This is a genomic window from Lysinibacillus sp. FSL M8-0134, assembly GCF_038069745.1.
GTDB classification, from domain to species: Bacteria; Bacillota; Bacilli; order Bacillales_A; family Planococcaceae; genus Lysinibacillus; species Lysinibacillus irui.
The window spans coordinates 2,150,917-2,175,416 of the sequence record NZ_JBBPAJ010000001.1 but is presented as its reverse complement, the minus strand read 5'-3'; the positions used below and the strand labels follow the sequence as shown (position 1 = coordinate 2,175,416).

The 24,500-nt window shown below is 39.5% G+C and carries 20 protein-coding genes and 1 other annotated feature; of the genes, 7 read left to right on the top strand and 13 right to left on the bottom strand.

Annotated features, from left to right (window positions below; genetic code table 11):
- Nucleotides 1-8 precede the first annotated feature (8 nt).
- The 3 genes from MKY49_RS11025 (at nt 9) to MKY49_RS11015 (ending at nt 3,334) form a co-directional block, all read left to right on the top strand.
- Entirely contained in the window at nt 9-1,499 is a 1,491-nt protein-coding gene (locus tag MKY49_RS11025) for a circularly permuted type 2 ATP-grasp protein (protein ID WP_341386924.1), read from the top strand.
- The gene (locus tag MKY49_RS11020; protein ID WP_341386221.1) at nt 1,453-2,418 is read left to right on the top strand and encodes an alpha-E domain-containing protein; all 966 of its coding nucleotides are present in this window, start codon (nt 1,453-1,455) and stop codon (nt 2,416-2,418) included. The genes MKY49_RS11025 and MKY49_RS11020 overlap by 47 nt, the downstream gene beginning before the upstream one ends.
- A 61-nt stretch (nt 2,419-2,479) precedes the next feature.
- On the top strand, nt 2,480-3,334 hold the full coding sequence (locus MKY49_RS11015) for a transglutaminase family protein (RefSeq protein WP_274797196.1): 855 nt from the start codon (nt 2,480-2,482) through the stop codon (nt 3,332-3,334).
- A 79-nt stretch (nt 3,335-3,413) separates the two neighbouring features.
- Here the strand turns inward: MKY49_RS11015 and MKY49_RS11010 are convergent, their stop codons facing one another.
- Nucleotides 3,414-4,289, bottom strand: coding sequence for a tyrosine-type recombinase/integrase (locus MKY49_RS11010; RefSeq protein WP_274797194.1), 876 nt, complete (start codon nt 4,287-4,289; stop codon nt 3,414-3,416).
- 364 nt (nt 4,290-4,653) lie between these two features.
- Here MKY49_RS11010 and MKY49_RS11005 point away from each other — a divergent pair, with 364 nt between their 5' ends.
- Nucleotides 4,654-5,448: an enoyl-CoA hydratase/isomerase family protein gene (locus tag MKY49_RS11005; protein ID WP_274797193.1), complete on the top strand. Its 795-nt coding sequence runs from the start codon at nt 4,654-4,656 to the stop codon at nt 5,446-5,448.
- A gap of 47 nt (nt 5,449-5,495) precedes the next feature.
- Here MKY49_RS11005 and MKY49_RS11000 read toward each other — a convergent pair whose 3' ends face one another.
- On the bottom strand, nt 5,496-6,311 hold the full coding sequence (locus MKY49_RS11000; RefSeq protein WP_341386220.1) for an ATP-binding protein: 816 nt from the start codon (nt 6,309-6,311) through the stop codon (nt 5,496-5,498).
- Between the two features lie 17 nt (nt 6,312-6,328).
- Nucleotides 6,329-7,210, bottom strand: a complete 882-nt coding sequence (locus MKY49_RS10995) for an aminoglycoside 6-adenylyltransferase (protein WP_341386218.1) — start codon at nt 7,208-7,210, stop codon at nt 6,329-6,331.
- A 342-nt stretch (nt 7,211-7,552) separates the two neighbouring features.
- Here MKY49_RS10995 and MKY49_RS10990 point away from each other — a divergent pair, with 342 nt between their 5' ends.
- Nucleotides 7,553-8,728 carry an aminotransferase class I/II-fold pyridoxal phosphate-dependent enzyme gene (locus tag MKY49_RS10990; protein WP_341386217.1) on the top strand — a complete coding sequence of 392 codons (1,176 nt, stop codon included), beginning with the start codon at nt 7,553-7,555 and terminating at the stop codon, nt 8,726-8,728.
- 67 nt (nt 8,729-8,795) lie between these two features.
- On the opposite strand, the gene MKY49_RS10985 is transcribed toward MKY49_RS10990, so the two are convergent.
- From MKY49_RS10985 to MKY49_RS10975, 3 genes are all read right to left on the bottom strand, one after another.
- Nucleotides 8,796-9,161: a cupin domain-containing protein gene (locus MKY49_RS10985; protein ID WP_341386216.1), complete on the bottom strand. Its 366-nt coding sequence runs from the start codon at nt 9,159-9,161 to the stop codon at nt 8,796-8,798.
- Nucleotides 9,162-9,264: 103 nt separating this feature from the next.
- Nucleotides 9,265-10,464, bottom strand: a complete 1,200-nt coding sequence (locus MKY49_RS10980; RefSeq protein ID WP_341386215.1) for an AI-2E family transporter — start codon at nt 10,462-10,464, stop codon at nt 9,265-9,267.
- Nucleotides 10,465-10,527: 63 nt separating this feature from the next.
- Nucleotides 10,528-11,478, bottom strand: coding sequence for an LCP family protein (locus tag MKY49_RS10975; RefSeq protein ID WP_341386214.1), 951 nt, complete (start codon nt 11,476-11,478; stop codon nt 10,528-10,530).
- Nucleotides 11,479-11,652: 174 nt separating this feature from the next.
- Here MKY49_RS10975 and msrA point away from each other — a divergent pair, with 174 nt between their 5' ends.
- A complete protein-coding gene (msrA, locus tag MKY49_RS10970; RefSeq protein WP_341386213.1) occupies nt 11,653-12,174 on the top strand; it encodes a peptide-methionine (S)-S-oxide reductase MsrA in 522 nt (173 codons plus the stop codon).
- A gap of 62 nt (nt 12,175-12,236) precedes the next feature.
- Here msrA and recQ read toward each other — a convergent pair whose 3' ends face one another.
- The 5 genes from recQ to MKY49_RS10945 form a co-directional block, all read right to left on the bottom strand.
- A complete protein-coding gene (gene recQ / locus MKY49_RS10965; RefSeq protein WP_341386212.1) occupies nt 12,237-14,009 on the bottom strand; it encodes a DNA helicase RecQ in 1,773 nt (590 codons plus the stop codon).
- Nucleotides 14,010-14,016: 7 nt separating this feature from the next.
- Nucleotides 14,017-15,120 (bottom strand): TcaA NTF2-like domain-containing protein, encoded by a 1,104-nt coding sequence (locus MKY49_RS10960; RefSeq protein ID WP_341386211.1) that lies wholly within the window; start codon nt 15,118-15,120, stop codon nt 14,017-14,019.
- 248 nt (nt 15,121-15,368) lie between these two features.
- Nucleotides 15,369-16,541 carry an MFS transporter gene (locus tag MKY49_RS10955; protein ID WP_341386210.1) on the bottom strand — a complete coding sequence of 391 codons (1,173 nt, stop codon included), beginning with the start codon at nt 16,539-16,541 and terminating at the stop codon, nt 15,369-15,371.
- A 56-nt stretch (nt 16,542-16,597) separates the two neighbouring features.
- Entirely contained in the window at nt 16,598-18,271 is a 1,674-nt protein-coding gene (argS, locus tag MKY49_RS10950) for an arginine--tRNA ligase (RefSeq protein WP_341386209.1), read from the bottom strand.
- 44 nt (nt 18,272-18,315) lie between these two features.
- Nucleotides 18,316-18,534: a binding site (T-box leader), on the bottom strand.
- Between the two features lie 82 nt (nt 18,535-18,616).
- Nucleotides 18,617-20,500, bottom strand: a complete 1,884-nt coding sequence (locus MKY49_RS10945; protein WP_341386208.1) for an FAD-dependent oxidoreductase — start codon at nt 20,498-20,500, stop codon at nt 18,617-18,619.
- A 636-nt stretch (nt 20,501-21,136) separates the two neighbouring features.
- Between MKY49_RS10945 and MKY49_RS10940 the strand changes: the two genes are divergently transcribed.
- Nucleotides 21,137-22,741: an ABC-F family ATP-binding cassette domain-containing protein gene (locus MKY49_RS10940; protein ID WP_274797175.1), complete on the top strand. Its 1,605-nt coding sequence runs from the start codon at nt 21,137-21,139 to the stop codon at nt 22,739-22,741.
- A gap of 48 nt (nt 22,742-22,789) precedes the next feature.
- Here MKY49_RS10940 and MKY49_RS10935 read toward each other — a convergent pair whose 3' ends face one another.
- Both MKY49_RS10935 and MKY49_RS10930 read right to left on the bottom strand, forming a co-directional pair.
- Nucleotides 22,790-23,533 carry an amidohydrolase family protein gene (locus tag MKY49_RS10935; RefSeq protein WP_341386206.1) on the bottom strand — a complete coding sequence of 248 codons (744 nt, stop codon included), beginning with the start codon at nt 23,531-23,533 and terminating at the stop codon, nt 22,790-22,792.
- 91 nt (nt 23,534-23,624) lie between these two features.
- Complete coding sequence (locus MKY49_RS10930) at nt 23,625-24,284, bottom strand: alpha/beta fold hydrolase (protein WP_341386205.1); 660 nt, start codon at nt 24,282-24,284, stop codon at nt 23,625-23,627.
- Between the last annotated feature and the right edge of the window lie 216 nt (nt 24,285-24,500).

The following is a 24,500-nucleotide window of genomic DNA, read 5'->3' as shown; positions in this document are numbered from 1 at the left end:
TCCATATGATGAAGAAATTATATGATTCTAGTCTTTTTTTCGATGAAATGTTTGACGGCAATAAGCCAAAGCCTCATTACCGTTCTTTTCATCATAAGCTATCCCTTTTTTCACAGGAGCAACTGGAAGAAAAATACCGACAAGCACAGGCAAGCTTTCTCAGACAAGGGGTTACCTTTACGGTATATGGAACACAGGATGGAACTGAGCGCACAATGCCTTTTGATTGTGTCCCGATTATTATTCCTCAAATACAATGGTCTCACATTGAGGCAGGTGTCAAACAACGTGTAGAAGCTTTGAATTTATTTATACAGGATGTCTATGGTCAGCAAAACATACTTCGAGATGGGCTCATTCCTCGACAGCTTGTAGAAAATAATCCCTACTTCACGCCTATGATGACGGGACTTCAAGTGCCAATCAAGAATCATATATTTTTAGCAGGTATCGATTTAATTCGTGATGAAAAAGGTCGTTATCATGTGCTAGAGGATAATTTACGCAATCCGTCTGGCATTTCCTATGTGTTCGAAAATCGGGATGTCATGAAGGAAGTGTATCCGGAGTTTTTCTCAAAACATACTATTCGACCATTGGATAAACAGATGTGTTATATGAAAAAGGCCCTTCTGGCACATCGACCTCCCTCCATGCAAGCAGATCGTGAGCCTAAAGCCGTGCTCCTTACAGCTGGCATTTACAATTCAGCCTACTACGATCACGTTTTTCTAGCCCAGCATTTAAATATCAAGCTAGTAGAGGGTCGTGATTTAGTCGTACAGGATTTGAAAGTTTATATGAAAACCATATATGGTCTACAGCAAGTAGATATCATTTATCGTCGTATCGATGATGACTTCTTAGATCCTGCTGTCTTTCGTGAGGATTCTTTACTAGGTGTCCCTCATTTAATGGCAGCCTATCAAGCTGGTCATGTTGCTATTCTAAATGCCGTTGGAAACGGTGTGGCTGATGATAAAGCGATGTATGCCTATGTACCTGACATGATTCGTTATTATTTACAGGAAGAACCGATATTACCGAATGTGAAAACCTATCACCTAGGAGATGACAAGCAGCGTGAATGGGTGCTTAAGCATATGCAGGAGCTAGTCATTAAAAATGTCAGTGCCTCTGGGGGCTATGATATGCTAATTGGTCCCCATGCAAGTGAGGAAGAAATCGCTTTGTTTAAGCAAAAAATCTGCAAGAACCCACTGCAATACATTGCCCAACCAACGATTAAACTATCTAGAGCACCTGCCTTTCAAAATGGACGATTCTACCCTTGCCATGTCGATTTGCGTGTGTATGTCATGAAGGGCGAGGATTGTTATGTTTTACCTGGTGGTTTATCACGAGTGGCACTTGAAGAAGGCTCACTCGTTGTGAATTCATCACAGGGTGGTGGTGCGAAGGATACGTGGATTTTAAAGGAGGAGTTGCAGCATGCTAAGTCGAGTAGCCGACGCGTTGTACTGGATGGCTCGGTATAGTGAACGCTCACAAACAAATGCACATATATTACAGATACAGCTGTTGAATATGTTGGAGCAATCTGGGCAAGAGCATGACTATATTGATCATTGGGAGGCTGTGTTAAATATTTGCGCCTCCAAGGAGGAATATTTAGACAATTACAATACAGTCCGAGTTAACCCATTGATTGACTATCTTCTATTTTCTGAAAAAAATAGTAATGCCCTCCATGCCACATTACGTGCGATTCGAGAAAATGCACGAGTAACGCGTGATAGTCTACCAACTGAACTATGGGAAATTCAAAATGACTTTTATTTAACAAAGCGACAGGCCATACTGACAAGAGAACGGCCAATCCCACTCATTGAGCTTCAGGCATTTTTACAGGAAGTGCGGAAAACGTTATGGATGGAAACGGGATTGATAGAGAGTACAATGGATCGTGCGCTCCCCTATTATTTCATGCAGGTCGGGAAATGGCTTGAGCGCGCAGAAAAAACAATTCGCATGACAGTCATTATTGTAGAACAGCAAAAGCAAGCGGGATTATCGTTGGAAGAAGGTGATGGTGCATTTTTATTAGAGCTTGCGGCAGCAAGGGAGTCTTTTATGCGCAAGCATCGCCAAACAAATTTACAGACGGTCATTCGCTATTTAGTACAAGATGAGCATTGCCCAAGTTCTGTCATGTACTGTTTAAAGAAAATAGAAGATGCGATAATGGCTATTGAACATGATGCACTATCCTCAAGATTTTTAACACTTCAATGGAATATTAGAAGCCTTATCTTAGCAATCGATCATATTGATTTTTGGCAAATAACTATTGAAGAAACCATTACTATAATGGAGGAAAGATTGTCTCAATGTATTGCTTTTAGTGATACTTTTTCGACAATTTATCATTTATATGAACCCAGCGTACAACCTTGAAAGGAATCCACCACAGCTCCCTTTCAACAGGCAAGTCAGTAAGCAGAAGGAAGCGGACACGATGAAATTTGAAATTCAGCATACAAACGTTTTTCAATATGAATCTGAAGTCGACCAAAGTTTAAATACGATCCGTTTAAAGCCACGTAGTGATGAGCGTCAGCGATTATTATCCTATCGAATTGCCATAACGCCATCCTCTCTTACCCGTGAGCATACAGATATATGGGGTAATACAGTTGGGTCTTTTTATATACCAGAGCAGCATCAAACATTAGAAATTCATACATCCTCGATTGTCAGTATTCAGCGTGCACCCTTTATTCATCGTATTCAGTATTCGCCTGAAATGCAGACAATCTTTCATTCACAGCTATTTTACGAGCATTATTTACCGTATTTAAAAGGAACTCATTTTACATTTATGACGGATCAGCAATTAGAGGAAGTCTATCATGCAATCGGTCATGCTGAAAATCCTGTGCTCTTTTCACTTAATTTAATGCAATATTTATATGCAAGCTTTGAATATGACCCAACAGCAACAGATGTAACAACAACAGCAAGTGAGGCTTTTGCATTAAAACGAGGTGTTTGTCAGGATTTCACCCATGTAATGCTTGCTGTTTTGCGTGCAAAAGGAATCCCTGCTCGTTATGTCAGTGGCTACTTATATGTAGATGAAAATTCGGCCCTTATTGGCGATATTGCGACACATGCATGGGTAGAGGTCATGATACCAGGTATAGGCTGGATTGGCCTTGATCCAACAAATAATGTGGAAGTTTTAGAAAACCATATTATTTTATGTATTGGTCGCGACTATAGTGATATAAGCCCTGTAGAAGGAGTTTATACTGGAGGAAAGCATGATTTAACGGTAAAAGTCAGTGTGAAAGCATTAAATCATTTATAAAGAACAAGAAAGAGTCAGTGGAGCATAAAAAAGCTCCACTGATTTTGCGTTTAAGTCATATAATGCGGTCTCACCGATTTTATTCGAAGCGCTGCTGTCTTTCTGTCAGCACCCATTTCCGTACATAGCCCATTTCTTGTTGAATATGTTCCAGTGTTTTGTCTTGTTGAAATGACCGTTGCATAACGGTATAACGCAAATCTGTTGCTCTTACATTTTTACCTATATCTTGAGACATCGTTTGGAAAATACGCTCCACTGTCTTCGTTGAAATTGGCTTTGCCACACTCGCCTCACTTACCCAAATCCATTCCCCAACCTCTTGTCCATGTAGGTGTGCTGTCTCTTTTTTATATTGTGCTAGCATGTCCATAAGTACGGCTGAGCATTTTATTTCTCGACGCCCATTCCGATTGGCAATAAAAATAGTCGCATGTTCTTCGATGATGTGCGACCATTTCATGCGCACAAGCTCTGCTGGCTTACAACCTGTTTCCATCAACATTTGAACAATGGCACCATTACGTCTCGCCAGCCAGGCATGCTCCTCTGTTTTGGCATATTGAAAATAAGTTGGCCAAACATTGGCAATGAGCATGATCTGTTTATTTGTCAGTACTTGTAATGCCTCTTTTTGTCTTTTTTTGGGCTGTAATATAACTTGATAATCAAAAGGCTTTACCCATTCACGTAGAAAAATAAAGTCAACAAAGCCTCGTAAAGTCGCTATTTTATGATTAAATGTATTGATATTGCTGTAGGTTTCCTTTAGATAGTCACTATAAAGCTTAAGTAAATTCTTTAATTGATGATCCACATACAAGTATTTCTGTTCATGGGCAAACGTTAAAAATTGCTGTCCATCCATGTTGTACTGCTTTTTTGTTGCAGCACTTTTTTTCAGTGATTGCAGCAGTAAAAAGTAACTATCCCATGCTTCCTTGAGTGTTACCATATGGCCCCTCCTTGTTTACTGTGCGTAGTATGTTTATATTTTACTATATATTGGGTGCGTCAGTTCATAATTAAATACAATTACTTTAGTGTCGGATAATCTGTATTATCATTACACACACCCGCTTCTTGCAGCAAGTACTCCTTACGTAAATAAGAAACATATGTTCTTACATTTAGTTTCTCACATCTTTTACTTTATTACAATAGTAAAATTCTTCCCCCTGTTTTAGTACATATGCTATCTTTTTCTTCTATTTTCGTGTAACAACGCAACTTTATATGAAAATTCGTATAATTCCGTGATTATTTTTCATTGTGTTATATAATAAAGACAGAAACTAACATGTAGGGGGCTTTCTACTATGCAAGTAAAGACGACTCGATTGGAAGCAGAAGATGCAAAAATTATTTATCAAGAAACAGCTGGTCTGGCCATTATTACGATTCACCGACCACAAGCCAAAAATGCATTAACCGCAAACATGTGGGATCAATTAGCGAAAATAGCTCTACAAGTATTAGACAATCCTAAAAATAAAGTCCTTATTTTACGAGGCTCTGGCCAAAACTTTACCGCAGGCTCTGATATTAAAGAATTTAATGCCATCTCCCTCGACAAAGCCGAAGAAGCGTTTGTACATATGGAAAAAACCATTTCCACCATTGAGCGCTTACCCATTCCTACGATTGGCGTCATTAATGGGCCTGCGATGGGCGCTGGCTTAGAATTAGCCTTAGCCTGTGATATCCGTATTGGCTCCGACAAAGCGAAACTTGGTATCCCTGTCGGAAAATTAGGCATTACTTTAAATAATAAATTTGCACAGCGTTTAGTACAGCTAGTAGGTCCTGCCACAACAAAGGATTTAGTCTTTACCGGTCGAATGTTTAAAGCCGAAGAAGCCTTCAAGCTAGGAATGCTCAACTATTTGGTAGCTGAAAAAGACTTAAATAAATATATGATCCGCATGGGCAAGCTCGTTGCAGGGATGTCGCCGGAATCCTTATTAGCTGTTAAACAATCCGTGCAAGAATGTCTTGATAGTGTGCCAACATTATGGCAGGGCTCTACACCATTTGTGGGCAGCGATTTTGCAGAGGGTTGCCGTGCCTTTGTTGAAAAACGCCAGCCGCACTTCACTCGACAGCCGAAATAAAAAACAGGTACTCTTTTCGCCCTGGTGCGATGGGGAGTACCTGTTTTTTATGATTTTTTCTTTTGTAAAGCCACTTTGACCTGAACATCGATCGCATCTAATTCATAGCCAAAATGCAGATAAAACGACTCCTGCACCGCTTGTTGAAGTTCCAATACATGCGCTGCTAATGGGTAATCGATCGGCAGCTTCACCTGAATAGTGAGGATCGCTTCAGCCTGATCACCTAGCACAAATTGAGCGTGCTCTACCTTTTGGACAATGGCTTGTTGATTACAGCAATAAGTCAGTAAATCAACATAGACATGCTTGCTAATCTCGATATACTCTCGCTGAAAATCAGGTCGCACAATGGTCGTTTCCCCGATTTTTTCACGTTTTGATGAAAAAATCTCCATCCCCTTTTGCACTAACCGTTTAAAGAAATTTTGCTCCACTTGTCGGTATGGAATGGGCATAACATGCTTACCTTGTGTTTGACGGATAAAACGAGCTTTTTGAATTTCCTTCAAGGAACGAACATCTTCCACCTGATAATAGTGCTCAATAGGTCCAAGCTCCAGCTGCTTCGCAATGCTATTCGTCATTTTAGTAGAGGTCCCAATCAGCAAAATGGCCTCCACCTTATAGCTAGCTAACGCTTTTTTAACTGCCTCTCGATGTTCTTGCTCGGTAAAAATAGCACGCCGAACAGCGGTAATCGTATTTTTTTCAAATTTCGCTGAAACGCCAGCGACTTTTACGCCATTAATAATAAGTAATCCATCATCAATGATGGCCACTACGCCTAATTTATGGGCAAAGGCAAGTGCACTAGTACTTTTGCCAGTGCCGCTTGGTCCGCTTAGTGAATATACCTTCACTGCTAACTCCCTCCACTCTACAAAATGCTTTTCGCATCCCGTGGTAGCATTTGTACATGCTTTAAATAGACCGTCATATTCGCATCATCTTTATGAGGGTATGAGAAATGAAAGTGATGCGCAACGTCTTTTGCGATGCTTCGAAACAGTGTGCATGTAGCAAAAATAGCACTCCACATATGATCATAATTGGCATCTGCATAGGATTTTTTATACAATGCCCAATAATTTTCTGGCAGATAATTTTTCAAATACTTCCCCATTTTACCTGTAGATAATTGAAAATGGTGCTGCTGACCAATCCACCAATTGAGCATTTGATGAAGAGCGTGCCTCGTTGTGTCCTCAAACATTTGCTTAGCATAGGGCAGCTCGTCCCGCCATATCCCCTTCGCAACATTTTGTAAACACCACCAAAAATCATTCGTACAGCTGTCAAACTGCCCCTTAGTAGGTGGACTAATATGATAATCACAATCAGAGGTTGGAGAGATAGGTGGCAAAAGCTGATCCTTATCTAGTAAAGGAACTGTTAGCTTATCCTTTCCATACTCATCTAGCATTGCTTGAGTTGATAATAAGCGAAGGTCTATTCGATTGCCATCTGTAAATAGCATTAAATATGTATAGCTATAAGCAAAGTCTTTGTCGAAACCAAGTCCTTTATCCAGTAGATCAGGCTCCTGTACCATCAGTAAGTCGCCAAAGAGATGAATCCACTTGTCATCCTCTAAAAAGGAGGCCGTCTCCGTGACAACATAGACCATATCAAAATCTTGAAACATATCTTTTGCAACATGTGGGTTTGCTCTTGAGCCATTTAAATAGACAGCTCGAATTCTTTCGTCGTATTGTGCCGTCGTCAATAGTAAGTCAAACATCTCTTGCTCGGTTCTCATCAGACTCCCCCTACCTGAAAAACTTTATACTCAGTATAATACATTTCCCTCCATGAAGGAATTTATAGTAGCTTATTCCAACAACAGACAATCTATTTTCGCTAGTCTATGCACACATCTTCTTCATTATATAAATATTTTCTTTTTTCAGAATATCTGTCCCTTTATGTGCTTTAGTATGATAAAATGTGTACTACTATTCTGTTATCTCGCATAAACAGGTCATAGTAAGATCAACGGCCTGTAAAAGCCCGATTCGTGAACATAACCAATCGATTGGGAGATAAGACATCTCCTACGATTGACGTTTCACTTTATACAACAATAAGGAGTGTACTAGTTTTGAAAATCGTACCATCTAAAAAAATGTCATTATTTACACCAGCAATTTTCGGAGATTTGAAAAATTTTGCTAGAGAACAACAAGCAAAGGGCATGACGTTAATTGATTTAAGCTTAGGGAGTCCTGATCTTCCCCCACATGATAAAATACGTGAGCACCTTTCTTATCGAGCAGGTTTAGCAGAGTCTTACGGTTATACACTGACAGGTACACAACGTTTTTATGAAGCAGTAAGTCGCTACTATAAACGTCGTAGCAACGTTGACTTAGATCCAGCTACAGAAATCATTCAAACAATTGGCTCTCAAGAAGGCTTAGTTCATTTACCAGTTGCCTTTTGTGATCCAGGTGACATCGTTTTATCTACTAACCCTGCCTATGTTGCCTATGACGCAGGGATTCACTTAGCGGGCGCAACACCTTATTATATGCCTCAAACAGCTGATAACAATTATTTACCTGACTTAGACGCTTTACCTGAAGACATTGCTCAGAAGGCCAAGCTATTGATTTTAAACTTACCAGGAAATCCTGTACCCGCAATGCCCTCTTTAGCGTATTTTGAAAAAGTGGTTGCCTTTGCTAAAAAGTATAATATTATTGTTCTACATGATGCAGCGTATTCAGAGTTTTATTTTACAGGTGATGGTCCTATTAGCTTCCTTGCTACACCAGGTGCAAAAGAAGTCGGCATGGAAATTAATTCATTATCGAAGAGCTTTAGCCTTGCCGGGACACGTATTGCCTACATCGCTGGAAATGCAGAAATGATCGCCATTATCAAACAATTAAAATCCAATTTAGATTTTGGTATTTTTGAGCCGATTCAAGATGCAGCCGTTGTAGCGCTGGACAACGCAGAGGAAATCACGGAAAGCTTACGTGCCACTTTCTCTGAACGCCATAAGACATTAATGAATGGCTTACAAGCATTAGGTTGGGATGCGGCACCTTCAGATGGTGGGATGTTTGTATGGGCGAAATATCCGTACGATATCGACTGTACGGAGCTAGCCTTCCAATTAATTGAACAAGTTGGCGTTGTGACTGTTCCAGGGACCGTGTTTGGTACTGCTGGACAAGGCTATTTACGTTTAGCTTTAGTACAGCCTAAGGAACTTCTTCAAGAAGCTGTAGATCGCTTAGCACAAGTAAAATTACTGGCAAAAAGCTAGATATAGTGAAAATAAAAGACCCTTCTAACATCATGTTGGAAGGGTTTTATCATGAAAATCAAGGTTATTAAATCCACACGTCATTTTCAGCGGTTAGCGCCGATTGTTCCTCGCCAGTATTTACTACGCCAATCGGTTCTACAAGCAAAATTTTGCATTCGGAAGCTGCATACGGTTTATGTTCAACATTACGTGGGACCACAAACATTTCACCTTCATTTAACTGCACATGACCATCTCGAAACTCGATTATTAAACTCCCTTCAATGACGATAAATACCTCATCCGTATCCTCATGCTTATGCCAAACAAAATCCCCTTGTACTTTCACTAGTTTAAATTGATAATCATTCATTTCCGCTATAACTTTTGGAGACCAATGCTCCTGAAATTTAGCCAATTTTTCTTGGAAATTGATCGGTATGTATGTCATTCCCTTTTCCCCCATCCTTTGGTGAATCTAATAAAAGGATAGCATATCAATATCCCTTTCATCAAAAAACAGCTACTGCCATATGGCAATAGCTGTGTGCTGATTAGATATCATATTTTTGATGGACATCATCTTCGTAACGGTTATAGCGTTGTTTAAAGAGCTTAAATAGATGTGTGATTAACACTTTAAAGATCGCATAGCCGGGAATCCCTAAAATGACACCAGGAACACCAAATAACGAGCCTGCTGTTAATAATACAAAGATAATTGTAATCGGGTGGATACTTAATGATTTCCCCATAATTTGTGGCGAAATGAATTTCCCCTCGATTAACTGAACGATTGTCCAAACAATTGCTAGCTTAACTAGCATAAATGGCGAAGTAACAAGCGCGATAATAACGGCTGGCGTGATGGCAATGACAGGACCTAAATAAGGCACCACACTAGTAATCATGGCTAGGAAGCCGAGTAATAACGCATACTTCATTCCAATAATTAAAAAGCCAATCGTTACCATGGCCCCGATACACATGGATACTAAAATTTGTCCTTGTATGTAAGAACTAATTTGCTTATCCATGTCATGGAAAATTTCAGTGACTTCTTTACGCATACGTGGTGGGCACACTTTCAGCATAAATTTCGGTAATTTTTCGCCCTCTTTTAGTAGGTAAAATAAAATAAACGGTACTGTCACAAGGGATAGGATAATGCCTGTTAATGTTGATAGGAAGCCCGTAATACCAGTAGCAACACCTTGCGCTACATTGGTAGCTGTTTCCCTCACCGTTTTCACCATATCGGTTGTGAAATTTTTCACCACTTCATTGTAATCAAAATTAAGTGTCGCTAAATACTCATTAAAACGAGAATTATTTAGGAATCCAACAATATTTTGTGTGAATGTCATGAAGTATTCAGGGAATTCCTGTGCTAAATTGGTAAATTGATCGCGTAAAAACGGATAAACCAACACAACAAGAAGTGTTATCACACCAATTACCGCTATATAGAGTAGTAAAATACCCCAAATTCTTGGGATGCGCCATCTAACGAGTAACGCCAGTAATGGCCGCAATAAATAGTAGCCAATGACGGCTAGTACCCCTGGTAAAATCACTACTTCAAATAATACTTGTAGCGGGGTAAAGATAAAGGAAACTTGATTAAACATAAAAATAACACATGCAACTAATAATAAAATAACTAGTGTAAATAATAGGTTTCTACCACCTAAAAAACGTATAAACTTGGTTGCTAGCAGGTTTGAACGCTCTTTTGGTCTGTCTTTTTCCATATATCCACCCCAATCCAAATCTCTACCTTTATATTACAGGATAATGTTGGTTTTTGCGAAATATCACTCCAGTGAAATGCCAAGAAATTCACTTAAAAAGGCTTTATTTTGCTCTACATCGATGACAATGGAATCACCCGCATGGCTAAAGTTTTGGAATTGATAGCTTCCTTCAATAGGAATCGTAGCTTTTTCAATGTTTACTTTGCCCTTAGATAGCAATTTAAGCACTTGTTGCATTTCCTCAGCTGATGAATAGTCCGTTGTCACATACCCTTGAGCTGCTCCTACAAATTTTGGTAAATGTAAAACATTTTTAGGTGTTAATAGCTCATTTTTTAAAGCTTCAATGACTTTTTGCTGACGTGCGACACGACCGAAGTCACCTTCAGCATCATGGCGGAAACGAGCATAGCCTAGTAGCTCTTGTCCATTTAGGCGATGGACACCTTGCTTTAACTCTACCCCAATATTCTCAGACATATCCTTTTCTACTTCCATTTCCACACCATTCGGTGCCAAAATATCAACTAATGATTCAAAGTTCTTAAAATCAATTAATGCATAATGATGAATCGGCAAGCCAAACATATTCGTCAATGTATCCTTCAATAGTTGGACGCCATCTAAATAGTAAGCTGTATTCAACTTGTAGGATTGATAGCCTGGGATATCAGCATAAATATCCCGCATAAAGGATACGAGTTTTAAATCATTATTTGCTTTATTCCACGATAATACCATCATCGTATCTGTACGTGATTTTTCCTCACCTCGTGTATCGACACCTAAAATCAAGTAGTTCTCGATATCCCCTTTGATCGTATCACCAGAAAAGTCTTCCTGCGCTACATTCGTATCATTAGCCAGTTCAAGCCCACTACGATATTGCATAATAGAGTAACCTCCGATGACAATGATACAGAGTAGTATTAATGTAAAAAAAGCTCTCCCTTTACGTAGTCTCCGTTTTTTCGGACGTTGTGAGCGTCTCGTATAATCTTGCTCTTCCATAACAACTAACTCCTCTATTTTGATATAGTTAATGTAACGATTGATTAGCTAGAAAGTTTCATTTTGACAGTATCGATTCCATGTTTTTCTATCTACTCGTTATTTTACACCCATTTACCCAGTTTGGAGCAAAACAATGCTATAATAATTTCACAAAAGAAAGGATGATGCAATATGATAGAAAAAGCTACATTTGCTGGCGGATGTTTTTGGTGCATGGTGAAGCCATTCGTCGAGTGGGACGGTATACATAAAGTCACTTCTGGCTACATGGGCGGCCATTTAGAAAATCCAACCTATGAAGATGTCAAGAAAGGGACTTCAGGTCATTTGGAAGTAGTCGAAATTGAATTCGATCCTACTATTTTTAGTTATGAACAGCTTCTTGAGATTTATTGGATGCAAATTGACCCAACAGATGCATTTGGCCAGTTCCATGATCGTGGAGAATCCTATACAACAGCCATCTTTACCTATACAGATGAGCAAAAGCAAATCGCTTTGGCTTCCAAAGAAAAGCTTGCCAACAGTGGGCGCTTTGATAAACCTATTGTAACCAAAATTCGCGATGCTGAACGCTTCTATCCAGCAGAAGATTATCACCAAGACTATTATAAAAAAGAGGCTGAACACTATCAGAAAGATCGTGCCATTTCTGGCCGAGATGAATTCATTACAAAACATTGGGAAAAATAAGCAATAATAAAAGGTGTCTCACATGTTGGAGACACCTTTTGTACGAAAACAGCTGAAAATTCTTATGATGAGGCTTCTACAAACGATTGCAGCGCCTCAAAAAAGCGCTTACCGTATTTGTCAAATTTCACCCCACCAATACCGCTTACCTGTCGTAAATCCTCCAGTACAGCTGGTCTTTTATCACATAGATCACGCAATGTTTTATCGGAGAATACAACAAATGGTGGAACCTTTTCTTCATCCGCAATCTCTTTTCGTAACACCCGTAAATGTTCAAATAATGGATCATTGTCCACCAGCTTCTTCACTGTGACAGCTTCCTTACGCATAACCTGACGATTGCCAAGTAGTACTTCCTTGCCCTCTGCTGATACATAAATGGTTGGGAATGTCCCATGCTTCACGGCCAATAAACCTTCTGCAATTAAAAACTCAATAAAGTTGGAGACATCTTTAGAGGAATACTGTCCTTTTAAAATGCCGTAGGTCGATAATCGAGCAAAACCAAATTCAGCGATTTTTTGATTTTTAGAGCCAATTAACACTTGGGCAACCATCGTCTTACCGAATTTTTGTCCCATACGCACGACACAAGCAAGCACCTTCTGCGCATCCTCGGTCACATCTGTCACAGTGCGTCCATCATTACAATTACTGCAGCGTCCACAAGGCTCTTCCTGTTCCTCACCAAAATACGATAAAATGGCATTTTGTAAACAACCCTCTGTATGGCAATAGTCGACCATTGTTTGGAGCTTTGCTAACTCCTGAGTGATACGTGCTTCATCCTGTGTTTGTTCAATTAAAAAACGCTGTGTTTGGACGTCGCCAGAGGCGTAAAGTAAGAGACAGGCACTTGGTAGACCATCTCGCCCAGCTCGACCCGCTTCTTGATAATAGCTCTCCATATTGCGAGGCATTTGATAATGCAAGACAAAGCGCACATTACTTTTATCAATCCCCATGCCAAAAGCATTGGTGGCTACCATAATACGTGCCTCATCCTTTAAAAATCGCTCCTGCTCTGCCATTCGCAAATCCTCTGATAAGCCCGCATGATATTTGGCAACTGCTTCCCCGGAGCGACTTAACATATCATAAATCGCATCTACTGCTTTTCGAGTAGCAGCGTAAATAATACCTACTTCCTGTTTATTTTTCATTAAGTAATTTTTAATATAACGTTCCTTATTTTCTCCAATTAACACCGTGAGAGCCAAATTATCACGAGCAAAGCCTGTGATAACCGTTGCCCGCTCGTCAATCGTTAATAATTGACGAATATCCTCACAGACTGCTGGCGTTGCCGTGGCAGTCAACGCTAAAACAGTTGGTTTTTGTGGCCACAAAGTAAAGAGCTTTTGAATAGAGCGATAGCTTGGTCGAAAATCATGACCCCATTGGGAAATACAATGAGCCTCATCTACAGCGATTAGGGGTACAGTTAACGAAGACAGGGCTTGAAGAAACGTAGTACTTTCTAGTCGCTCTGGTGCAATATATAGAAGTTTTAAATACCCAGCACTAGCTAGCTGCATCGTTTCATCCACTTCCTGTGCTGTCAATGTACTATTAATATAAGCAGCAGGAATGTTCGCCGCACGTAACGCCTCGACCTGATCTTGCATCAAGGAAATAAGCGGCGAAATAACAATGGTTAAGCCCTCTAGCATTAAGGCAGGAATTTGATAGCAAATGGACTTCCCTCCACCTGTTGGCATTACGCAAAGGCTTGATTGCCCTTGTAATGTTTGTTCAATAATTTGGGCTTGTCCTTGACGAAAGGCGTCATAGCCAAAATGATGCTGTAGCATTTGTCTTGCTTGCTCCATGTACAATTCACTCCTCGGTTGTTAGACGAAGTAGCTTGTACTCGCCCTGGTCATTTTTTTCTAATTCATACAGCATGATGGAGTGGGCAAGCGCTTCCTGCCCAGCAGCATTCGTTAGTATATATTCCGTTTTGGCTCTCACAAGGAGATGGGATTCTTCCACTTGAATATCCTGTATGCTCGTATCAGAGAAATGGATCTTCGCCTGTTTGGAGGCATAATAGGCAACCATACTTGTAAGGGTTTCTTGTAAATCTTCTGATCCAACGATTGGTTCCATGACACTTGCATCCTGAATGGCCACTGCCCCCTTTAAATACTTATGGAACGTATCTAAAAATAGCTTAATTTCATCCGTATTATAGGCAAAGATATTTTCGCCATATTGGTCGATAGCTTGCTGTACTGCTTCCTTATCACCCTGTTCAATATAAGGATATAGGTTTTTAGATTGGGATAAACGAACACTAGGTGTCATGCCATCTTCAATCCACTCCTCCACAAAGGACTGGACTTCCTTTATTGGCAGTATGTATGGTTGGGACTCACCTTGTTGCTGACGATTAAAATAAAGTCCAACAATAGCCCCGTTGTTTGCCTCCATAACAGGGCTTCCTAAAGGTAGGGCTTCTTCTGCTTGAATATAATAAGCCGCTACTTTATCTTGGTATTTCTGAATGGTATAGGGCATGCCATTGACATAAACTGCTAGCTGATTAAGTTCCCCTTCATAGATTTTGGGCACTTGGACATTTGCTTGATACGAAACTTGTAAAAGGGCCATATTATGTGCTGTTGACATGAAATGAACATCTGCTGCCACTAACTTATTTTGACCGAACTGGATAAGAGCCGTTGGTTTGGATGCGACAAGTGCTCCACTCGTTAAAATGAACAGATGATCATCCTGTTGTTTAATTATAATGCCTGCCCCAATACCATGCTCTCCGATAACTTTTACTTCTGGAATAATTTTTTCTTCTTGCTCGACAATCGATCTCTCTTTGTGGACTTCTGCCTTTTTACTTTGAAACCAGCCTGCTCCTATTTGACTATCACAGCCTGTGATGAGTAAAGCTGTCGCTCCTAACACGAGCACTTTTTTATACATACTTTCACCAAAACTTTCTTTTCATCATTCTCTATTGTCTATCATAATCAAGGAATGGTGATGTTTCAAGTTTACATAATATTATTATTTAAAAATCAATATTAGAAAAATGCAGCAACTTGTCTCTATTTATTTCATTCTACCTATTATTTTTTATGAAACATAACATTTGTTGTGAGAATTGGAGGATAACTGAATCGGAAAATAATTTTCAAAAAAAAGACATGCGCCTGTTAACGCATATCCTCTTATTTTTTTAATAGTCCTGTCGTTGCTATAATGCCTACCATCAACACAAGAAAGATGACATATGTCCACATATGGTTGCCTGTTATGTCATAGCCAACCCCAATCATGATTGGGATTATGGCACTCAGCATAAAGCCACCTGATAGCACCATCGAGGACCAGCTATTGGCCTCTTGATCGTTTTGGGCCTCATCAAGTGGTAACAACAAGCCAATCGGAAATAGACCACTTAAGACTATGCCAATCAATAAAACAGCTAACCATAAAAGGGTCCCTGATGTGAGCCACAATAGTGTAAATCCAATGACGCCTACTAAGCCTAATGCTCGAATCCAAGTCATTCGATTTGGCCATTTTTCCATGAATACTGGCACAGCCATATTTCCAATCATTTGCACAATTGACATACATGTGAGCATGGTACTAGCTGCCTCTAGTGTCGAGCCTTTATCCTGCAGAAGAGGTGTGAGCCAAGACATGATGGAGAAAAACAGCGACGTTTGTAAACCAAAGTACAGTAAAATCACCCAGGCACGTCTAGATGTCCACGGATTCCGACTCTGTTCAGACGTTTCCACGTTTTGCCCAAACTCTGGCTGCTCTGTTGGAATGGCCAATAACCAAAAGACAACTGCGACAATAGCTAGTATGACCCATAGCCCAAGTGCAATGGTCCAACTATTAGCAAAAGCATGATAAAAAGCAACAGTTAACGCTGCACTTAAGGTAGCCCCTACCCCAATGCCAAATGAATAGATACCAATCACTGCCGTAAAACGCTGCGGAAATTTTTTCTTAATATACGCATTTAATATCGGACCAATTATAGCGATAGCCAAACCTGCCATAAAACTGGTGATCACTAGTAATTGATAGCTTTCTTTAAAAAAACGCAATCCATTCGCTACAACAAGGATGACGCCTAACAGTGTGATAGACGATTTCGTCCCAAGCTTTCGTTGAAGAGGTACAGCAAGTGGAGCAAATAATCCCATACAAAAAACGGGAATCGAAGTTAGTAAACTGATGCTCGTATTGGAGACATGCAAGGCTGATGCTAATACGTTAAATAGTGGTCCAATTGCTGTTACTGCTGGTCTCATATTGAGCGCAATTAAAAATATACTTACTACCACCAGTATGAGCGAAACGGTCCATTGTTTTTTCACCATTTGTTCAATATCCTCTCTACTGCGACTTTGACAAGACAATCTATGATCGTGCTACCTCACATATTTGCAGGTGACTCGATGCCCAATAAAGTGAGTGATTCTTTTAAGATGATTGCGACACAATAACATAGTGCTATACGTGATGTTTGTTGTGCATCATCGGCTAATATTTTATGTTGTGCATAATATTTATTCAATAAACGTGCAAGCTGTAACGCGAACTTTGCTATTAGCGACGGATCTGCCTGTTCAAAAGCTGTGACCACCACGTTAGGAAATTGTTCTAATAATAAAATAATCGGCCAAGCCTGCTCACCTAATGCTTCGAGAGTCACGTCATGTGATGGTACCTCGACTTTTTCTAAAATTGAACACAGACGTGCATAGGTGTATTGCACATATGGCCCTGTTTCTCCTTCAAAATTCATCATTTGTTCGATTGAGAATTCAATATCATTTTGGCGATGATATTTTAAATCATTGAAAATGACCGCACCTACCCCTACTTGCTGTGCTACTTGTTCTTTATTTGGTAAATGAGGGTTCTTTTCTTCAATATTGTGCTTGGCCGTTGCAATAGCCTCTTTGAGCACATCAGCAAGCAACACCACTTTGCCTTTACGTGTAGACATTTTTTTACCATCCTTAAGCATCATCCCAAATGGTACGTGGTGTAGATGGTTTGCCCAAGCATAGCCCATTTTGTCGATGACTTGAAATAGTTGCTTAAAGTGTAGTGATTGCTCATTACCGACCACGTAGAAAATCTTTTCTGGCTGGTAGTGCTGTTGACGATAGAAGGCTGCAGCTAAGTCACGCGTTGCATAAAGCGTAGCTCCATCCGTTTTTGTAATTAAGCACGGTGGCATATTGTCTAACTCAACTACATATGCCCCGTCTGATTCTACTAAGAGTTCTTTATCTTTTAGCTCTGTCACAACGGCTGTCATTTTATCATTGTAAAAGGCCTCTCCCGTAAAGGCATCAAAATCAATGCCGAGTAGCTGATAGATTGTCTGAAACTCTACTAAGGAGACATCTCTGAACCACTGCCATAATGCGAGTGCCTCTTCATCGCCGTCTTCTAACGCTTTAAAGGCTGCACGTGCCTGTTCGTTTAGTGTTGGATCTTGCTCTGCTTTTTCATGAAACTTCACATAAATCTTTAATAACTCCTCAATCGGTGATGCTGTAATGGCCTGTTTGTCACCCCAATAATGATACGCCACGATGAGTTTACCAAATTGGGTGCCCCAGTCACCTAGATGATTGATACGAATCGCTTGATAGCCATTTTTCGTAGCAATATTAGCTAATGCATTGCCGATGACCGTTGAACGTAAATGTCCCATGGAGAAAGGCTTCGCAATATTGGGCGATGAAAAATCTAACACGACGCGTCCCATGGCAGTTTGATTGGTGCCATATAAGTGTTTCTCGTGCAGGATATTGCTTAACACATGCTGCGTCACTTGCTGTTGATTCAAAAAAATATTGACATAGCCACCCACAGCCTCCACACGCTGGATGTCATCACTTTTTAACTGATTCGCTATATCCGCGGCAATACTTTGCGGTGATCTCTTCCATGTTTTAGCTAACGTAAAGCACGGAAATGCCACATCCCCAAGCTCTAAAGTTCTTGGTTTTTCTAATAAATGTTCAATCTCATCCACCGATAACTGTTGATTAAAAACTTCTGCAATACTATTAGCAATTTGTTTATTCATTTTCCCATCCTCCTGTTCAAATAAAAAAGCCCCCGTCTCTATAAATTAGAGACGAGAGCATAGTAATCCCGTGGTACCACTCTAGTTGCCATTGTTATGACCACTTTCCGTTGTTAACGAGGTGACGCCCCGCTATTCTCTACTACTAGTTCGAGAATCTTCTTCAAAGTGCGCTTCATTCATGGTTTCTGTATTAGGCTCACACCATCCCTAACTCGCTTGCCAGCTGTCCCATCAACTACTCTCTTTTTCATCGAATTTTTTTATGATTTTGACATATATTACAGGACTTTCTAGTTGGCGTCAATATGATTTTCATTTTCCTTTTGAAAAAAACGCTCCTCATCAGGAGGAACGTTCTTTTTCTACATAGTGAATGACATCGGCCATGATGGCGTACATCTCTTTTAATTTTAAATTCTTATTCTCTCTGACTTTCTTCGCCACTTTTTCCGTGACGATTCCTTTTTGAATCAACGTATCCCAGCTAGTAGCATCGGATTTGCCTAAAAGAACGTCAGCCAAATATTGTGCCATTTCATCTCTCATAATGGCTTCATCACCATTATTATAAACTTTATTAATGACAATTTCGAGCTGATCCTTCTTAGCTGTGGCACTCTCTCCACCAGCACGGAGCATACTCTCTTTTAGCATTTTAGCAAACTTAATTTTTGTTGCCTTACTATCGACTTTTAAATCATTTTCGTAGCCACCTACTACAAGACCGTAATTAATGAGTGTTTGAATGGCTTCATCATACCATTTTCCTTGATACGGATACTCAACAGAAAATGAATCAACATAAGCTCCCTGTTTTTCGAGCTGCTTTCTTAAAGAGGCAATAAGCTTTTTATCCTTGCTCATGTCTCTAAAGCTGATATTCTCTTTCAAAGCTAGTGCAGCCGCAGTACCAGCCGCTTCACCTGTTACCATTCCGGTAGGCACAACACGCGCACTACCAGCTGCCAGTGACGAATAACCGGCTGAGCGTCCAACCACAAGCAAGCCATCAATATCCTTCGGTACTAATGAACGGAAAGGAATGGCATACTGCTTTGGTGCAGCAATAACGTAGCCATAGTCATGAGGTGTCTGTGCTTGCACATCCACTGGGTACGAGGCAATTCCAATACTATCCCACTGATCACTATTTTTCCAAAGATCAGCCATGGGTAATTGATATTCGGCCCAAATATGTCTTGTTTCTCTCACATACAGCTCTTCTGGATAGCTGACAATTTCCGCTTTTTCAAATCCTGGGAAATTTTCCTGTAAATATTTGAGAATGTGTAACGTTTCTTTCTTACCTGCCGCAATGGCCGCTTGTTTGGAGTTGTCATTCAAGCCATCAATGCCAAAGATTTGTAAGGCATTAATAAAATATTCATCATCGACGCGCGCTAAATTTAACCCTCTTAATCTCGTGCCCTCTTGTATAGGCTTGTATTCATCATGTAGCTTTGTGAAGCCCCACATAACCGTATGATTTAAGTTGGCTCCGCCAAATACGTCAGACTTCGCTGCTTTTTTCACTTCATCCCAATCTACATTTTTTAAATGCAGCATTAAAGTCACAGCCATGCGTTTATCCTTTATGCCAATATCCTCTCCACCTACAAAGAAAGGAACATTCGACATTGCAGCAAAATCAGCATCCTGTGTGGCATCTATAAAAGATTTCCCCGTCACAACATATGTACCGTACGCATTTTTTAATTCGACTGAGGTTACTTGCTGTTGATTCACATTCGCTTTCAATACCTCGGTTTGCACTGATAAGGTTAAATTTGGCTCTTCATCAATTAGTTTTTTAAAGGCTGCCTTCGCACCGACAATGCCAAAAGCGTCATTCCCTTTGACAAGCTCATGCCACTCTTTGAAAATACCTTTACTGATCGAGTTATTGTGGCCATCACGGGGGATATCGAGGAAATTCAGCATTCCGTATGTAAATAAACCACCAAGCTCTTGTCGTTTTTCTACCAATAATGTTTTCGCACCATTGCGAGCCGCAGCTACTGCAGCTGCTACCCCCTCAGGTTCTCCACCAATAACGATCACATCATAGTCTGCCTCTATATTGTTTATTGGTTCTGGCTTTTTATACTCATCCACTAATTTATTGTATGCCATAGAGTTTGTTATTTCTTTAATAAAATAGTAGCTTCCAAACCCTAGTAAAACTACTATTACACAAGTGGCTGTCCATAATAAGCCTTTACCCATAAAGTACCTCCAATAGTTAATTTTTCCATAAACATGTTTATTTTATCATCATTTCCACCTCTTGAAAGAGCTGAATGTCCTAATTTCTACATTTGCCTACAAATGTAAGCCTCTTAACCGTACATTAAAACACACCTAATCTACGGAACTTTTCTATGTGAATTGATTTACTAATATCAATGAATACAATGATTAATGAGGATTGGATGCTTTTTGTCAACCAATTGGACAATTGTAGTAATCGCATAAAAATAGTATGAATGATCGAAGGGAACGATCAGCTGGCATTCCAAACGGGGTTATGTACATACACATGTGGTGATTAGAAACCTAAGTTCACCTGATAACAGTCAGCATTATTTTAGTCGATATCTTTGTGAAGAAGCAACCAAAATCCCCATGGTAAATGATGTCATTTCTCTATTCTTTTTCAAGAATAGTTAATCGTACAACAATATAGACGTCTCAACTTTGCAGAAAGTTACATCAAGAAAAACTTTTTAATTGTATCTTTATTCAATTTATGTTTAACAAAATAGGTTGAAAGAACGCAAAACCTTGATTTAATAATGTTTATAGACTATGGAACATATTTCATGATATACTAGAGCCATTGTGAAAAAAGGAGGAACTTGCATGATTCAAGTTAGTAATGTAGGTCTTCGCTATGGCGATCGTAAACTATTTGAAGACGTAAATATAAAATTCACACCAGGAAATTGCTACGGTTTAATTGGAGCAAACGGTGCTGGTAAATCAACATTCTTAAAAATTCTTTCTGGTGAAATTGAAGCACAGGAAGGTCACGTATCAATGGGCAAGGACGAACGTTTATCCGTCCTAAAGCAAAACCACTTTGAATACGATGAGCATACAGTACTTGATACTGTTATTATGGGGAATAAGCGCCTTTATGATGTAAAAACAGAAAAAGACGCTATCTATGCTAAGGAAGACTTCTCAGATGAAGATGGCATGCGTGCAGCAGAGCTAGAAGGTGAATTTGCAGAGCTAAACGGTTGGGAAGCTGACTCAGAAGCAGCTACATTATTAAACGGTTTAGGTATTTCAGATGACCTTCACTACATGCTGATGGGTGACCTTGAAGGCTCTGACAAAGTCAAAGTATTACTTGCACAGGCATTATTCGGTCAGCCTGATGTTCTTTTACTCGATGAGCCTACCAACCACCTTGACTTAAAGGCTATTCAATGGTTAGAAGAATTCCTAATTAACTTTGAGAACACAGTTATTGTTGTATCCCATGACCGTCACTTCTTAAACAAAGTATGTACACATATTGCGGACTTGGACTTCTCTAAAATCCAATTATATGTGGGTAACTATGATTTCTGGTATGAATCTTCTCAATTAGCACAAAAAATGGCACAAGACCAAAATGCTAAAAAAGAAGAAAAAATTAAAGAATTACAGGCGTTTATCGCACGATTCTCTGCGAATGCTTCTAAATCGAAGCAAGCGACATCTCGTAAAAAAATGCTGGATAAAATCGAGCTAGATGATATTAAGCCATCAAGCCGTAAATATCCATTCATCAACTTCCAAATTGGCCGTGAAATCGGTAATGATGTTTTAACAGTCGATGGCCTTACAGCTACTCAAGATGGCGAAACGTTATTTAAAGATATTCGTTTTTCTATGAACAAAGAAGATAAAATCGTTTTACTTGGTAGCCCTATGGCAAAAACAGCTCTCCTTGATATTTTAATGGAAGAAAGAGAAGCGGATGCTGGTACATTTAAATGGGGTGTCACAACATCTCAAAGCTACTTCGAAAACGATCATGATAAGTACTTCGAGGGTTCTGAGAAATCATTAGTTGAATGGCTACGTCAATACTCACCTGATGATGAAACAGAAAGCTTCCTACGTGGTTTCTTAGGACGTATGCTATTCTCAGGCGAGGAAGTAAAAAAATCACCTTCTGTTTTATCAGGGGGAGAAAAAGTACGTTGTATGCTATCAAAAATGATGCTTGCGACAGCAAACGTTATTTTACTAGATGAACCAACGAACCACCTTGACCTTGAATCAATTCAAGCTTTAAATGAAGGCTTAATTCGTTTCAAAGGCGCTATGATTTTCACATCTCATGACCATCAGTTCATCCAAACAATTGCGAACCGTGTCATCGAAATCCGTGAAGACGGCTCTATTTTAGATAAGCAATTAACATATGATGAATTTTTAGAATGGAAAGATAGTCAAGGCTTAAGCTAATTTCTATAAAAAATCCTCTACCGATCATTAGGTAGAGGATTTTATTATTTATTTGAAATACCATTGCATCGCATTCTGATAGAGAATTTTAGCAACAGCCTGTTCATCAAAAAGCTGTTGAATCAATTCTATGTCGGCATTATTAAAAGGACGTTTTGCTCTTGTGGATGGCAGATCTGTCCCAAACATAAGCGCATCTGGATTGACGTTATAAATAGTTTGTAAAGCATTTTTGACATCGAGTTCCACACGTCCAAAACCAGTCGCTTTCACCCGTACGCCTTTATCCACTAGCTTGACTAAATGAGGAAGCCCTTCCTCCGATAGCCCTAAATGGTCGATAGATATAGCGGGTAATGCTTCAATGGTTGAAGCAATATCCGGTAACGATTTAGCATCGATATACAATTCACTATGCCAGCCTACCAAATCATACACTCTTCTAGCAAAGCGATCTAGCTTAGATACATCCTCTGAGCCACCTCGTTTAATATTAAAGCGTAATGCTCTTACCCCATTGTTATGTAAATCTACTATTTCTTCATCCGTCACAGTATACGGTAATTGCGTCACACCACAGAATGAGGGACCTAGCTGTGTCAATGCTTTAACTAGATAGGCTTGGTCAAAACCTTGGAAAGATCCTGAAACAATGGCTCCTCCCCCTATATGTAGATGACTAGTTGCCTTTAGATAATCTTTTACCATGTAGCTCGGTGGTGTGTATCCTTGATTTTCATTAATCGGAAAGTTTAAATCGATAATATGAAAATGTGCATCAAAAATTTTCATCTTTCAACCCCCTTTCCCTCAATTTAACACATAACAGTCATAAGAAGAATATTGTTTTTCTGCTAATACATCATAAGAAAAAATTATATAATTACAAACTTCTTGCTAAATTAATTTGTAGAAAACTTGTTACTTCCTCCGTATGGGTTAAAGGTAAATAGTGATGACCATTACGAACGATTTGAACATTTGCTAAGGGATGCCGTTGTTGATATTCCACTATTTTTTTGCCCTTAAACTCATCTATGCTATTTTCAGCAAGAAGTAAATTTACTGGGATAGTAGGCTGCTTCGTTAAACAATAATTAATTGTCTCTACCTCCTGACTGAGAGCATTATATGAAGCCACATCACAATGATGTCTATAAAATCCTTTATCAAGAATATAGTTCCCTAAAAAATACTGTTCAAATTGCTCGTAATTCTTGGGGTTTAGCCCTTCAATTCCATAGATGAATTCGTGAACTGCCGCTTTGATCTCTTCAAAATTGTCGATTGTTTGTAAAGTCATTTCTTCATGAGAGCCTTGACGATCACCTAAAAAATAATAGCCGCCATCTAATAAAAGAAGTGATTGAACAACCTCCGCGTACTGCTGATAAAAGGCTTGTATGATTGTCGCTCCAATTGATGCGCCAACTAAATGAACTTTTGTTACAGCTAAAGAGTCTAGTAAATGGTTTAATTTATGTATATAACTAATAATCGAACTATCCTTCGTGTCATAGCCATTTATGTCCTGGTAGTTCACAAACAACCCAACGAAATTCATTTAATTGCTTGGCCAATGGACGATAAAATTCTGTTCGTTCCCCTAATGCTGGTATGGCAAGAATAGTAATATTGCTTTATTGGTCTCCATATAGTTCGTACTTTCGGCATTATTTCTCCATTATTATACAGCAAAATAGAAAGGATGGTATGAACATCCAATTCCATACCATCCTTGTCATCCTCTTTCTATTAT